Origin of the sequence: Halochromatium glycolicum (assembly GCF_016584085.1) — a bacterium.
Lineage (GTDB): Bacteria > Pseudomonadota > Gammaproteobacteria > Chromatiales > Chromatiaceae > Lamprobacter > Lamprobacter glycolicus.
In genome coordinates, this window is record NZ_NRSJ01000015.1 from 1 (window position 1) to 13,598 (window position 13,598).

14 protein-coding genes are annotated in these 13,598 nt (G+C 66.8%); 11 read left to right on the forward strand and 3 right to left on the reverse strand.

Going from position 1 to position 13,598, the window contains the following annotated elements; genetic code table 11:
• From CKO40_RS09815 to hisC, 10 genes are all read left to right on the forward strand, one after another.
• The coding region (locus tag CKO40_RS09815) for a hypothetical protein (protein ID WP_200346032.1) at positions 1 to 284 on the forward strand (284 nt) is incomplete at its 5' end.
• Positions 285 to 439: 155 nt separating this feature from the next.
• Positions 440 to 1,300 (forward strand): ABC transporter ATP-binding protein, encoded by an 861-nt coding sequence (locus CKO40_RS09820; RefSeq protein ID WP_200346033.1) that lies wholly within the window; start codon positions 440 to 442, stop codon positions 1,298 to 1,300.
• Positions 1,301 to 1,311: 11 nt separating this feature from the next.
• Complete coding sequence (gene mlaE / locus CKO40_RS09825; protein WP_200346034.1) at positions 1,312 to 2,091, forward strand: lipid asymmetry maintenance ABC transporter permease subunit MlaE; 780 nt, start codon at positions 1,312 to 1,314, stop codon at positions 2,089 to 2,091.
• A 3-nt stretch (positions 2,092 to 2,094) separates the two neighbouring features.
• The gene (mlaD, locus tag CKO40_RS09830; protein WP_200346035.1) at positions 2,095 to 2,565 is read left to right on the forward strand and encodes an outer membrane lipid asymmetry maintenance protein MlaD; all 471 of its coding nucleotides are present in this window, start codon (positions 2,095 to 2,097) and stop codon (positions 2,563 to 2,565) included.
• Complete coding sequence (locus CKO40_RS09835; RefSeq protein ID WP_200346036.1) at positions 2,562 to 3,164, forward strand: MlaC/ttg2D family ABC transporter substrate-binding protein; 603 nt, start codon at positions 2,562 to 2,564, stop codon at positions 3,162 to 3,164. Before mlaD ends, CKO40_RS09835 begins: the two co-directional genes overlap by 4 nt.
• Positions 3,157 to 3,588, forward strand: a complete 432-nt coding sequence (locus CKO40_RS24915) for an STAS domain-containing protein (RefSeq protein WP_200346037.1) — start codon at positions 3,157 to 3,159, stop codon at positions 3,586 to 3,588. The genes CKO40_RS09835 and CKO40_RS24915 overlap by 8 nt, the downstream gene beginning before the upstream one ends.
• Positions 3,573 to 4,832, forward strand: coding sequence for a UDP-N-acetylglucosamine 1-carboxyvinyltransferase (gene murA / locus CKO40_RS09845; RefSeq protein ID WP_200346038.1), 1,260 nt, complete (start codon positions 3,573 to 3,575; stop codon positions 4,830 to 4,832). The genes CKO40_RS24915 and murA overlap by 16 nt, the downstream gene beginning before the upstream one ends.
• A 27-nt stretch (positions 4,833 to 4,859) precedes the next feature.
• Positions 4,860 to 5,558, forward strand: coding sequence for an ATP phosphoribosyltransferase (hisG, locus tag CKO40_RS09850; protein ID WP_200346039.1), 699 nt, complete (start codon positions 4,860 to 4,862; stop codon positions 5,556 to 5,558).
• Between the two features lie 361 nt (positions 5,559 to 5,919).
• Positions 5,920 to 7,230 carry a histidinol dehydrogenase gene (gene hisD / locus CKO40_RS09855; RefSeq protein WP_200346040.1) on the forward strand — a complete coding sequence of 437 codons (1,311 nt, stop codon included), beginning with the start codon at positions 5,920 to 5,922 and terminating at the stop codon, positions 7,228 to 7,230.
• A 126-nt stretch (positions 7,231 to 7,356) separates the two neighbouring features.
• A complete protein-coding gene (gene hisC, locus CKO40_RS09860; protein WP_200346041.1) occupies positions 7,357 to 8,496 on the forward strand; it encodes a histidinol-phosphate transaminase in 1,140 nt (379 codons plus the stop codon).
• Positions 8,497 to 9,033: 537 nt separating this feature from the next.
• Here the strand turns inward: hisC and CKO40_RS09865 are convergent.
• Together CKO40_RS09865 and CKO40_RS09870 are read right to left on the reverse strand one after the other, a co-directional pair.
• The gene (locus CKO40_RS09865; protein ID WP_200346042.1) at positions 9,034 to 10,449 is read right to left on the reverse strand and encodes an FtsW/RodA/SpoVE family cell cycle protein; all 1,416 of its coding nucleotides are present in this window, start codon (positions 10,447 to 10,449) and stop codon (positions 9,034 to 9,036) included.
• 30 nt (positions 10,450 to 10,479) lie between these two features.
• A complete protein-coding gene (locus CKO40_RS09870) occupies positions 10,480 to 12,078 on the reverse strand; it encodes a peptidoglycan D,D-transpeptidase FtsI family protein (RefSeq protein WP_200346043.1) in 1,599 nt (532 codons plus the stop codon).
• Between the two features lie 124 nt (positions 12,079 to 12,202).
• Between CKO40_RS09870 and CKO40_RS09875 the strand changes: the two genes are divergently transcribed.
• A complete protein-coding gene (locus CKO40_RS09875; RefSeq protein ID WP_200346044.1) occupies positions 12,203 to 12,625 on the forward strand; it encodes a YajD family HNH nuclease in 423 nt (140 codons plus the stop codon).
• Between the two features lie 60 nt (positions 12,626 to 12,685).
• Here the strand turns inward: CKO40_RS09875 and bchO are convergent, their stop codons facing one another.
• Positions 12,686 to 13,591: an alpha/beta fold hydrolase BchO gene (gene bchO / locus CKO40_RS09880; protein WP_242476946.1), complete on the reverse strand. Its 906-nt coding sequence runs from the start codon at positions 13,589 to 13,591 to the stop codon at positions 12,686 to 12,688.
• Between the last annotated feature and the right edge of the window lie 7 nt (positions 13,592 to 13,598).

The window sequence follows — 13,598 nt, forward strand, 5'->3', positions numbered from 1 at the left end:
GGGCGGAGGCCGGGGCGGACCGCTTGGGCACAGCGAACGGCACCGGCTGGGCCAGCCGGTCTAGGCCCGAGCACGAAGGCTGGACAGACGAGTACGCCGTGCAGGTGCCGGCGGCACTGCATCAAGACCTCCGCGCCGCGCGGCGCTGGCTCGACGGGCTGATCGCTGAGCGCAGAAGGGCACCGGCCGTGATCCTGCTCGCCCATCCCAGCAGCGAAACCCTCGAGGCTTGGAATCGTCTGGTGGAGCTACTTGGCTTGATGCGGGATTCACGTCGGGCCTGACTCTGGGCCTAACGCGAAGCCTGAGACAGGCCTTGACCCAGGCGGCGCTCGACGCGCAATCGCAAACGACTCGGCAGCGGGCTGGGTTGACGCTGCGCTGGGAGCCCGCGAGAATGCCGAGCTTTAGCTCGCATCCCAAGCAACGATCAGACCAGATGGAATCAGGTTCAACGGCGTCGCGGTCGAGCGGCGATGGGTCGCAGCGCGCGGCCAGTGAGGCACTCGTGCGCGTGCGCGGCCTGCACTTTAGACGGGGCGAGCAGCGGATCTTCGACGGGGTCGACCTGGACATCCCACGCGGCCTGGTCACCGCGATCATGGGTCCGAGCGGCACCGGCAAGACCACCTTATTGAAGCTGATCAGCGGCCAGTTGCAGGCGGATGCAGGTGAGATCGAGGTCGACGGACAGTCCATCGGCTCGCTCAGCCGCTCCGAGCTCTATGCGCTGCGCACCCGGATGGGAATGCTGTTCCAGAGCGGCGCGCTGCTGACCGATCTGGATGTCTTCGAGAACGTAGCCTTTCCACTGCGCGAGCACGCCAAATTGCCCGAATCGGTGCTGCGCAAGCTGGTCTTGATCAAGCTCGAGGCCGTCGGGCTGCGCGGTGCCGCACGGCTGATGCCGAGCGAGCTATCAGGCGGGATGGCGCGGCGGGTCGCACTCGCCCGAGCGGTCGCGCTCGACCCGACGATGATCATGTACGATGAGCCGTTCACCGGTCAGGACCCGATCTCGATGGGCACATTGACCTCGCTGATTCGCCAGCTGAACGACGCCAGCGGCCTGACCAGCATCGTCGTCAGTCACGACGTCAGCGAGACCGCCGAGATCGCCGATCACCTCTACATCATCGCCAACGGTCAGATCATGGCCAGCGGCAGCCCCCGCGAGGTTGCCGCGAGCGACTCGGCCTGGGTCCGGCAATTCATGGACGGTGAGCCCGACGGCCCGGTCCACTACCACTACCCGGCAGCCCCGCTGGAGCAGGATCTGCTCCACAGCGCCGTCCACTGAGACGCATTCCATTGCTCGATTCAATAGCGAGTCTGGGGCGCGCGGGGCTTGCGGCCGTGGCGAGCCTAGGCCGCGCCCACCTATTGCTGATCGGCATCCTTGGCGGTTTGCCATCCATGCTGATCCGACCCCGCTTGCTGGTGGCGCAGGTCTATAACCTCGGTGTGCTGTCGCTGCTGATCATCCTGGTCTCCGGGCTCTTCGTTGGGATGGTGCTGGGCCTGCAGGGACATTACGTCCTGTCCCAATTCGGCGCCGCCGAGAGCCTTGGCGTGATGGTCGCGGCCTCACTGGTCCGCGAGCTCGGGCCGGTCGTCACAGCCCTGTTGTTCGCCGGACGGGCAGGCTCGGCATTGACGGCCGAGATCGGGCTGATGAAGGCCACCGAGCAGCTGTCCGGCCTCGAGATGATGGCCGTCGACCCGGTCAAGCGCGTCTTGACGCCGCGTTTCTTTGGTGGATTGATCTCGATGCCGCTCTTGGCCGCCCTATTCAGCGCGGTCGGGGTGATCGGTGGCTGGTTCGTCGGTGTCGGACTGCTCGGCGTCGATGACGGCGCCTTCTGGGGGCAGATGCAGAGTAAGATCGACTTCAACGAGGATGTGCTCAATGGCGTGATCAAGAGCCTGATCTTCGGACTGGTCGTGACCTGGATCGCGCTCTTTGAGGGGTATGATACGTCACCCACCTCAACTGGCGTCAGCCGCGCGACGACCCGAACCGTCGTGCATGCCGCGCTCGCCGTGTTGGGGCTCGACTTCGTTCTGACCGCACTGATGTTTGGAGGCTGACGCATGGCGCGAATTCGCCTGACTGAGATCCTGGTCGGCGCCTTCATGGTGCTGGGATTCGTCGCACTCTTCTTCCTGGCCATGCGCGTCAGCAACCTCAGCTTGGCCACAGCCGAGGACGGCTACAGCCTGACGGCCAAGTTCGACAACATCGGTAGTCTGCGCGTGCGCGCACCGGTGACCATGGCCGGTGTCCGTGTTGGGCGGGTCGCCGCGATTGGCTTCGATCAGGAGACCTACCAGGCTGTGGTCACGCTGCGGATCGCCGAGCAATATGACCAGATCCCGACCGACACCTTCGCCAACATCTTCACCGCAGGACTGCTCGGCGAGCAGTACATCGGCTTGGACCCGGGCGCGAGCCCGGACATGCTGAGCAACGGCGACCGCATCGAGTTCACCCAGTCGGCGCTGGTCCTCGAGCAGATGATCGGGCAATTCTTGTTAAGCAAAGCAGAGGAGGGTGGCAAATGAGAACGCTCCTGACGATTGGCCTATTGCTGCTGACCTGCGCTTTCGGCGCTCAGGGTGCCGATCAGACAGCAACCCAGCTGGTGCAGCGCACCGCCGAGGAGATGCTCGGTGCACTCGAGAACCGACGCGCCGAGGTCGAGCGCAAGCCGCAGCTGATCAACAAGCTCGTCAACAAGATCCTTGCGCCCCATTTCGACTTCGAGCAGATGACCCGGCTCGCGGTCGGACGCGACTGGCGCAAGGCGACCCCGGCTCAGCAGGAGGCGCTCGTCGACAGCTTCCGTGATCTGCTGGTCCGTACCTATGCGAAGTCGATCATGGAATATTCCGGACAGGACATCGTCTACGAGGCGTCGCGACCGGGAACCCGCTCCGGGACCGTCGTCGTCCCGACCGAGGTGCGGGCACCAGGCGCTGCACCGATCCCGATCGATTACTCGATGATCGAGCGCGGCGACAGTTGGAAGGTCTACGATGTCGTGATCGATGGGGTCAGCATGATCTCCAACTACCGCAGTCAATTCCGCACCACGATCGCGAGCTCGGGCATCGATGGCCTGATCGAGCAGCTGCGAGCCAAGACTGCCCGCGGTGCCTAGCAAGTTCGACGGTCAGGCCCAGACGGCGACGGCCGAGCCTGGCGCCGACAGTCAAGCGGCACTCGCCGAGCTCGGCCCTGACCGCTATCAGCTCCAAGGCGTGCTCGACCTGGGCGCGGTCGCGGGACTGGCCAAGCAGACCAAGCGGCTGTTCAGGTTTGGGAAGGGCCGCTCGGCAACGCCGCCAGGGCGCCGGATCGAGATCGACCTCAGCGGCATCGAGCGATCCAGCAGTGCCGTGATCGCGCTGCTGCTCGACTGGGTCGACCAGGCCGCACAGCAACAGACCGAGCTCGTTTTCAAGAACTGGCCGCAGGCGCTGGAGCGTATCGCTGCGTTCTCCAATGTGGATCAGCTGCTCGGAATCGAAACCCGCCAAGCCGACGACGGCGGCGCATCGTCAATAGAATGGACAAACTCCTGATCTCCGGCGGCCATCGGCTGCGCGGTGTCGTCTGCGCGGCCGGCGCGAAGAACGCCGCGCTGCCGATCATGGCCGCGACCCTGCTCGCCGAGAGTGCATGCACGCTCTCGAACGTGCCCCATCTGCGCGACATCACCACCACGATGGAGCTGCTCGGGCGCTTGGGCGTGCAGCTCACCGTCGACGAGCGCATGGGCATCCAGACCGATGCGCGCCAGGTCCACAGCGTCGAGGCCCCCTATGAGCTGGTCAAGACGATGCGCGCCTCGATCCTGGTGCTCGGGCCGCTCCTCGCACGCTTCGGCGAGGCCGCGGTGTCGTTGCCGGGCGGCTGCGCGATCGGCGCCCGGCCGGTGAACATCCATCTCGAGGGCCTGCGGGCGATGGGCGCCGAGATCCAGGTCGAGAACGGCTATGTACAGGCCCGCGCCAAGCGCCTGCGCGGAGCGCGCTATCTGATGGATCTGGTCACCGTGACCGGGACCGAGAACCTGATGATGGCCGCCACGCTCGCCGAGGGCGAGACCGTCCTCGAGAACGCCGCGCGCGAGCCCGAGGTGGTCGATCTGGCCCACTTCCTCAACCGGATGGGCGCGCGCATCCGCGGCGCCGGCACCGACACCATCCGCGTCCAAGGGGTCGAGCGTCTTCATGGCACCGACTATGCGGTCTTGCCGGACCGGATCGAGACCGGGACCTATCTGGTCGCGGCGGCGATGACCGGCGGGCGCGTGCGGGTGCAGGGCACGCGCGCCGACCTGCTCGATGCGGTGCTGCTGAAGCTGCGCGAGGCCGGCGCCGAGATCCGCAGCGGCGAGGATTGGATCGAGCTCGAGATGGCCGGCCGGCGGCCGCGCGCGGTCGCTGTGCAAACCGCGCCGCACCCGGCCTTCCCGACCGACATGCAGGCCCAGTTCTGCGCCCTGAACAGCATCGCCGAGGGCACCGCAACGGTGAAGGAGACGGTGTTCGAGAACCGCTTCATGCACGCGCTCGAGATGCAGCGCATGGGCGCCGATATCCGCATCGAGGCGAATGTCGCGATCTGCCGCGGCGTCGAGCGCCTGACCGCCGCACCGGTGATGGCGACCGATCTGCGCGCCTCGGCCAGCCTGGTGCTGGCCGGACTGGTCGCCGAGGGCGATACGCTGATCGATCGCATCTACCACATCGATCGCGGCTACGACAATATCGAAGAGAAGCTCGCCGCACTGGGCGCCGTGATCCGACGCGTCCATGCCTGACCCACTCCCGCCGACCGTGACCCGCTGATGTCCGACGACAAGCCAACGCTGACCATCGCGCTCTCCAAGGGCCGGATCTTCGAGCAGGCGCTGCCGCTGCTCGCCGCCGCCGATCTGCATCCGAGCGAGGACCCGGAGTCCAGCCGCAAGCTGATCCTTGCCACCAATGATCCATGCGTGAAGCTGGTGATCATCCGCGCCAGCGATGTGCCGACCTATGTCGAGTATGGCGCGGCCGATCTCGGCATCGCCGGCAAGGACGTGCTGCTCGAGCATGGCGGCGACGGCCTCTACGAGCCGCTCGATCTGCGCATCGCCCGCTGCCGGCTGATGGTCGCCGGCCGGCCCGACGCCTCGCTCGAGCCGACGGCAGCGCGCGGGCGGCTGCGGATCGCGACCAAGTATGTCCGCAGCGCCGAGCGGCACTTCGCCGCCAAGGGCCAGCAGGTCGAGATCATCAAGCTCTACGGCTCGATGGAGCTGTCACCGCTGGTTGGCCTGTCCGATCTGATCGTCGACCTGGTCGAGAGCGGCGGCACCCTGAAGGCGAACGGCCTGGTGCCGCTCGAGCACATCGGCGATATCAGCTCGCGTTTGATCGTCAACAAGGCGGCCTGGAAGATGAAGCACGCGCGGGTGACCGGGCTGGTCGAGGCGCTGCGCGCCGCCGTCGAGGGCAACGCAGGCGAGCGCACCGCAGGCGAGCGCATGGGCGCGCAGGGCTGACGCCAGCGCCTGCCTTCAGACCACTCGGCCGCGTCTATCACCCCAGTGCGGCATCCTGCAGTGCGCCGATGCCGGCGCTCAATTTATACCCAAAGCACGTCAATGTTCGGCACGGCAGAGCGGAGGGTCGGGTGACGGCGAGTGGGGGTGTCGACGGCATGGATGCCGTCGTCAAGCCTCCACGGATGGATTCACGGCGTCCCCCCAAGACTGCGCCGAGCGCCGTGACGCGACCCGGAGCGGTCGAGTAAAACCGAAAACCGATTTGAGATGGGTATAGGTCGTGCCCATCAATGACTTGAGCAGTTCGCGTCATCATTACCAATCAAGAGCGAGTCTCCAGCCACCCGATGCTATCGCCATGACCCAGATCGCCCGCCTGAAGACCACTGATCCCGATTTCGACACCCGTCTCGACGACCTGCTCGCCTGGGAGTCGGTCTCCGATACCGGCGTCAAGCAGACCGTCGATGAGATCATCGCCGCGATCCGCGCCCAAGGTGACGCCGCGCTGATCGACTACACCGCCCGCTTCGATCGCTGGCAGCCGCGGGACGCCAGCGCCCTCGCATTGGACCCGACCCGGCTGAGCGAGGCGCTGGCGCACATCCCGGCCGCGCAGCGCGAGGCGCTCGAGACCGCCGCGGCGCGCATCCGCAGCTATGCCGAGCACCAGCGCATGGAGGGCTGGGAGTTCGTCGACGGCGACGGCACCCGGCTCGGGCAAAAAGTGACCCCGCTCGATCGCGTCGGCCTCTATGTGCCGGGCGGCAAGGCGGCCTATCCGTCCTCGGTGCTGATGAACGCGATCCCGGCCAAGGTCGCCGGCGTTTCCGAGCTGGTGATGGTGGTGCCGACCCCGCAGGGCGAGCTCAACGAGCTGGTGCTGGCCGCGGCTGCGATCGCCGGGGTCGACCGCGCCTTCGCGATCGGCGGCGCGCAGGCCGTCGCCGCGCTCGCCTACGGCACCGAGCGCGTGCCGGCCTGCGACAAGATCGTCGGTCCCGGCAACATCTATGTCGCCACCGCCAAGCGCGCGGTATTCGGCCAGGTCGGGATCGACATGGTCGCCGGCCCGTCCGAGATCCTGATCCTCTGCGACGGCGAGACCGACCCGGACTGGATCGCGATGGACCTGTTCTCGCAGGCCGAGCACGACGAGGATGCCCAATCGATCCTGATCGCCTGGGACGCCGACTACCTCGAGCGGGTCGCCGCCAGCATCGAGCGGCTGCTGCCGCAGATGGAGCGCAGCGCGATCATCGCCACCGCGCTCAATGACCGGGGCGCCCTGATCCTGGCCCGCGACGAGGACGAGGCCGCGGCGGTCGCCAACCGCATCGCGCCCGAGCATCTCGAGCTCTCGGTCGCCGAGCCCGAGGCCCTAGCGGCGAAGATCCGCCATGCCGGCGCCATCTTCATGGGCCGCTATACCGCCGAGGCGCTCGGCGATTACTGCGCCGGCCCGAATCATGTGCTGCCGACCTCGCGCACGGCGCGCTTCTCCTCCCCGCTCGGCGTCTATGATTTCCAGAAGCGCTCAAGCCTGATCCAGGCCTCGGCGGCCGGGGCGGCCGCGCTCGCCGGCACCGCTTCGACGCTCGCGCGCGGCGAGGGGCTGACCGCGCACGCCCGTTCCGCCGAGTACCGCGGCCCCGAGCACGAGGCCTGAGCCGTGCCGCTATGCTACGCCCTGGACGGTGCCGCATGAGCCAAGACCGAGCACGAGGCCTGAGCCGCGCCGCTCGCAACCTGCGCGATCCCGATCAAACGCTCGTCATGACTGCACGACCCGCCGATGCCTGAGCCTCCTGAAACGCTGCCCCCCGAGATGCTGCTGCGCCCTGAGATCCAGGCGCTGAGTGCGTATCATGTCCCCGACGCGACCGGTCTGATCAAGCTCGACGCGATGGAGAACCCCTACGGCTGGCCGAACGCGCTGCGCGACGACTGGCTGCGCGCGCTGCGCGATGCCGAGCTGAACCGCTATCCAGACCCCCGCGCCGGAGCGCTGCAGACGGCGCTGCGCGAGGCGATGGCCATCCCCGCCGGCATGGACCTGCTGCTCGGCAACGGCTCCGACGAGCTGATCCAGATGCTCGCCCTCGCGGTCGCCGCACCGGGGCAGGGCACGGGACGCGAGCCCGCACGACCGACCCTGCTCGCGCTCGAGCCCGGCTTCGTGATGTACCGGATGATCGCGCTGTTCGCGGGCCTGGAGTATGTCGGCGTGCCGTTGAACGCCGACGACTTCGCGCTCGACCTCGATGCCACCCTTCAGGCCATCGAGGCGCACCAGCCGGCACTGACCTTCATCGCCTATCCCAACAATCCGACCGGCAACCTGTTCGCCGCCGACGCCATCGAGCAGATCATCGCTGCCAGCCCGGGCCTGGTGATCGTCGACGAGGCCTACGCGCCCTTCACCGATGCCAGCTTCCTGCCGCGGCTCGGCGACTGGCCCAACCTGCTGGTGATGCGGACGGTCTCGAAGATGGGGCTGGCCGGGCTGCGGCTCGGCTATCTCGCCGGTCCCCCGGCCTGGATCGCGCAGTTCGACAAGGTCCGCCTGCCCTACAACGTCAACGTGCTCAGCCAGGCGAGCGCGGTGTTCGCATTGCGTCATCGCGCCGTCCTCGACCAGCAGACCCAGGCGATCCGCCGCGAGCGCGAGCGCCTGGCCGCCGCCCTGATCGCGCTCGACGCCGGCCGCGGTCGCCTGACGGTCTATCCGAGCGCGGCCAACTTCATCCTGGTGCGCACCGAGCCCGGCCGCGCCAGCGCGCTGTTCGACGGCCTACTCGAGCACGGCATCCTGATCAAGACGCTCGACGGCAGCCATCCGCTGCTCGCCGACTGCCTGCGCCTCACCGTGGGCCTGCCGGAGGAGAACGCCAAGCTGCTCGAGGCCCTCGCGGCGATGATCGGACGCCGCTAAGAAGCCCAATCAAGAAGCCCGATCGAAATGCCCATTTGATTCGCACACGATCCTGATTTCGCAAGGCGCAGCAGCCGCTCTGTTAAGGCCGCTCAGCGTTACGCTGATAGTGCAAGACAGCGGAAATCCCGAGACCGATGGTCGCTGCCGCAATGGTCGTGGGGTAGGAGCCCGCTTGCGGGCGATCTTCGCCGCCGTGAGCGCGGCCTGGTCGCCCGCAAGCGGGCTCCTACAGCGCTGAGAGCCAGATGGCAGGAAAAGGGTCTCGGCATTTCTGACGCGATGCACTAGCAGCCAATTCAGAGGCTCCGAGACCGCGTACCGCGAGCCTGACCGCAACGAGGCCAGCAAGGTAGCGCCACGACGAAATCGTCATTCTATTGCTACGCTGCAGGGCGCCAAAGGGGGACGCCGCGCGGGCCGTGCACTGGAGGTCGTAGCGCCCTGCACCAGAAGAGGCGCCTGAGATTCGCTCAGAGCTCGAATGCACTCTGGCAGCCGTTCTTGCGGAGCCGCGGTCAACTGCCGTGACTCGCCTCAAGCCTTGCGACCCGTTCCGGCCTTGGCTCGGCTGGACGGCGCTCGCCGTTTACCACCAGCTGGCGCCTTTGAGGACGAGGTCTTCGTCTTCTTCACAGCGGTGGCCTTCGCACGCGGCTTCACTGGTTCTCCATCCGAGATTGCCAGTACCAGCCCAAGGCTTGCGAACACCGTCACCAGACTGCTGCCGCCGTGACTGATCATCGGCAGCGTGATCCCGGTCAGCGGCAGCGCCTTGGTCACCCCACCGAGATTCAGCAGTGTCTGCACAGCCAACACGCTGGTGATCCCGATCGTCACCATCAAACCGAACGGCGTGCGGGCACGGGCGGCCAGGGTCAGCAGCCGGATAAACAAGACCGCGAAGACGGCTATGAGCAATAGGCTGCCGACATAGCCGAGCTCTTCGGCCAGCACGCTATAGATGAAATCCGACTCGGCAATCGGCGCGTAACGCGGCCTCGCCTCGCTGAAGCCCTCGCCCCAGAGGCCACCGGCAAACATCCCGGACAAACCCTGAAGCACCTGCCAGCCCGCGCCGGTCGGATCAGCGAACGGGTCCAGCCAGACCGCAAGACGGCGCTGGCCATGGCTGAAGAGGCTGATCAGGGCCGCCCCTGCGCCAGCGGCCAGCGCCAAACCGTAGATGGCGTACCCCGGTTGTCCGGTTCCGGCGACGAGCATCACCAACAGCGCCACCCCAAGGATCAGCACCAACCCAAGATCGCGCTGCATCAGCAGCAATGCCGTGACCAGGCCCCAAACCAGCAGCAGCGGCCACAGCCTCCGCAGCGGCGGCAGCAGGCTCCGCCACCGGCTCAGCGCCTTGAGATGCTGGTCGATGAAACCTGCCGTGAAGAGCACCAGCGTCAGCTTCAACAGCTCCGTCGGCGTGATGAAGCCGACCGCATAGACCGCGCCGCGGAAGCGCTGACCTGTGACCAGCAAGACGCCAAGGATCAGCAACGACAGTCCGGCCCAAAACCAGGTGGCGCGACGCGCCATTGCATAGCGACCGGCGCGCCCAGCGAGCGCGACGAGGACCAGGGCCGCAAGCGCAACCGGCAGCAGCACCAGCTCCATCCAGTCTGGCTCGGTTTCCCCGAACAGCCCCATCCGGACCTGGGCCAACAGACCAAAGGCACTGAGCAGCGCGGTCGTCGGCAACACGAGCTGGTCGCCGCGAAAGCGTGCGATGACGAAGGCGCCATGGACGGCGCCAAAGGCGGCAGCAAACACGAGCAGTGGCGCCCAGTCGGCGAGCTGGACGGCGAATCCGTCCTTTGGGCGCGCGCCCAATAGCATCAGATACCCTAGGAGCGCGATCATCAAGGCTGACAACAGCAGTCGGCGCTCAGGCCTGCGCAACGCCCAGGTCTCTTCGGCGGTCGTTGGTGTGCCCTTAGCTGCCATTGAAACGAATAACGCCTGCGCGGCAGGCGCTTACAACAGCCCTTGTTCGGCTGCCTTCACTAGCAAGTCCCGGGCGAGCGGCGCAGCAACGGCGGAGCCGTAGCCGCCGTGCTCGACCAGCACCGCGAAGGCCAGCGACGGTGACGAGGCCGGTGCGAACCCCACGAACCAGCTGTGCGAAGCACCGTGCGGATTCTCGGCCGTACCGGTCTTGCCGGCGATCTCGAGCCCGTCGGTATCGATGCCGCGGCCGGTGCCATCCCGCACCGCGCGACGCAGCATCACACGCAGACGCCGCGCCGTCTCGCTCGACATCAGCTGCGCCAGTGCCTGAGGCTCGGCATCGCGGAGCAAGCGCGGACGCATCGCCAGGCCATCGTTGGCGATGGCGGCAGCGATCAAGGCCAGATGCGCGGGCGTGGCCGTCACCCGTCCCTGACCGATCGACGCCTGCGCGAGTCCGTAACGATCGCGCTTTGGGATCGATGGGAGTCGCCCTGTTTGGAAGCTCAATGCCTTCGATGCACCACCGGCGAACGCGATCGAGCGGTTGAACAACAGGCGCTCGCCGATCGCGGCCAACGCGGAGTGCCCGCCCAGCACACCGAGCTGGGCGAAGAAGACATTGGACGACTTCGCGAGCGCCGTCGCCAGATCGAGCGGTCCATGGCCGGCCCATGAGCCGCCTGCATCCTGCGCGCTGTAGTACTCGTGATCGCGAATCGGCGGGTAATGGCGCGAGGTGGTGTAGCCATTGGCGGGGCAGTCCAGCCGGCCGCTGAAGCCGCGCTCGAGGGCCTGGGCCGCCATGACCACCTTGAAGGTCGAGCCAGGCGGATATTGGCCCTGAGTGGCCCGGTTCAGCAACGGCGTCGCCGGATCACGGGCATTGAAGAGATCCGCTTGGAGCCGATTCGGATCAAAGCTCGGCACGCTCGCCATCACCAGCACCGCGCCGTCTGCTGGCCGCAGGAGCAGAACCGCCCCGCTGCCGCCGCCCGGGGCGGCGCTCAGTGCATCGACCGCGAACCGCTGCAGCGAAGCGTCAAAGGTGGTAACCCGATCCTGTCCGCGCGGGCGTTTGCTCTGGGTGAGCACCTGTCGGCCGAGCTCACCCCAGTCATCTAGACTATCCAGCATCGAGCCGTTCAAAGCGAGGTTCGCGGTAGCCTCGATCCCGCTGAGCCCGAACCGGGGATCGGCATAGCCGACGGCATGCGCGAACACCGGACCATACGGATAGACCCGCTCGGCGGCGCCATCCCGATTGCGGCTCTCGGCCAAGACCCGACCGTGCCGGTCGAGGATACGGCCACGTTGTATCCAGTGCGCCGGGTTGAACTGGCGCCGATCATGCGATTGCATGAAGGCGACGAAGCGGGGCCTTGCCGTGCCGCCGAGCTGCCAGGTCGCCTGATAGGCGAGGATCGCGATGAACGCCAGCACGACGAGTCCGGCCGCAGGCAGCAGCCAAGCGCGCGGGCGTTTCAGATGGCGCAAATGGACCGCTTGGCGCAGCTGATAGGCGAGCCATAGCCAGTACAGCAGCACGATTCCGAAAGTGAGATGGAGCCCAATGCGTACCGGCCCCCAGGGCGCCGAGCTGAACAGGGCGTTGAGCAGGTCCATACGCGGAAAAGGGAGTAAACGCCTAAGAGGCCGGCATCGCGGCCGGCCCGATCGAGAAAAGCTCGAACAAGAGCGACTGATGGCTACAATAAACCGAGGCTAGATCGATTCGCGGAGCCCTGTGATGAGCAAGAAAGACCAGCCACGCCATGGCCGCACCGGCCAGACCATCGACGCGAACAAGCTCGATCGCGTCGTCGCCGACGCCCGCCGCGCGATGGATGAGCGCGCCGCAGGTTATCGCGAGCAGGCCCTGAAGCTCTATCCCTGGGTCTGCGGGCGCTGTGGACGCGAGTTCGACCACACCAACCTGCGCGAGCTCACCGTCCACCACAAGGACATGGATCATGACAACAATCCGCCCGACGGGAGTAATTGGGAGCTGCTCTGTCTCTACTGCCATGACAACGAGCACCAAAAATACGAGGAGCATCTGGCCGCCGTGGCTGCCGGACGCGACACCGGTGCCGGCCCGAGCCGTTCATCATCGCCGAGCACCCACAACCCCTTTGCCGATCTCGGCAAGCTCCTAGGCAAAGAGGACTGACCCAAGGCAGCGCTGAGTGATCGGCGCTTGATCGGCGCTTGCCGCGAACGTTCGCGAGGACTAGACGCAGCCGGGGGAGCGCTGGTCGATCTCCAAGATCAGCTCGCAGAGGGTCTCCGGCGCCTCCTCGTGCGCAAGGTGGCCGAAACCCTGCATCCGGAGCCGCTGCGCCCCTGGCAGAAGCGGCATCACCCGATCCGCCTCCGCCGGCGGCACGGTTCGGTCGTGATCGAAGCTGATCAGCACGAGCTCGGCCTCGAGCTTCGGCAGATCGCGCATCAATGGCTGCAGGTCCCAGTTCGCCATCATGTTCAGCGCTGCGGCCAGGTGTCCCGGATAGGAGATCAGCAGCCGATAGAGCTCGACGCCTTCTGGGCTGAGTCGAGAGCCCGTGCCGTCGACCATGCGCTTGACGCTACGGGGGTCCTTGCGCGCGCCGCGCGCGAAGAAGCGCGGCACGATCGAGCTGCGGGCGAACAACTTGGCCGCCGGAGAGAACCAATGGCCAGCGAGGCCGCGCAACGGTAACAGCGCACCGCTCAGGCTGACGAGGCGTTGCGGCTCGATCCCGCCATCGAGACAAAGCCGCGCCAGGATCGCGGCGCCGGCAGAATGCCCGATGCAGCAGACGGGCCGGAACTCGAGGGTGTCGAGCAACCCGCCCAGCGCGCCCGCCATCCCCGGCAGCGACAGGTTCTTCGGCGAAGGCGCCGAGGTAAAGCCATGTCCGGGGAGATCCAGCGCCAGGACCCGATAATGCCGAGCGAGCAGCGGCAGCAAGCCGCCCCAGGAATGGCTTGAGGCGCCGGTCCCGTGAACCAGCACCAGCGTCGGCCCTTGGCCAGCCTCCTGGATATGCCAGGTCAGCCCGGCTGCCTCGACGAAGCGGCTCAGCTCGCGATTGGGCCAAACGGCCCCGTCGCGGCTCCAGACCGGCTTGTCGTTCATGACCGCGGACGAGGTCATCGCGGCA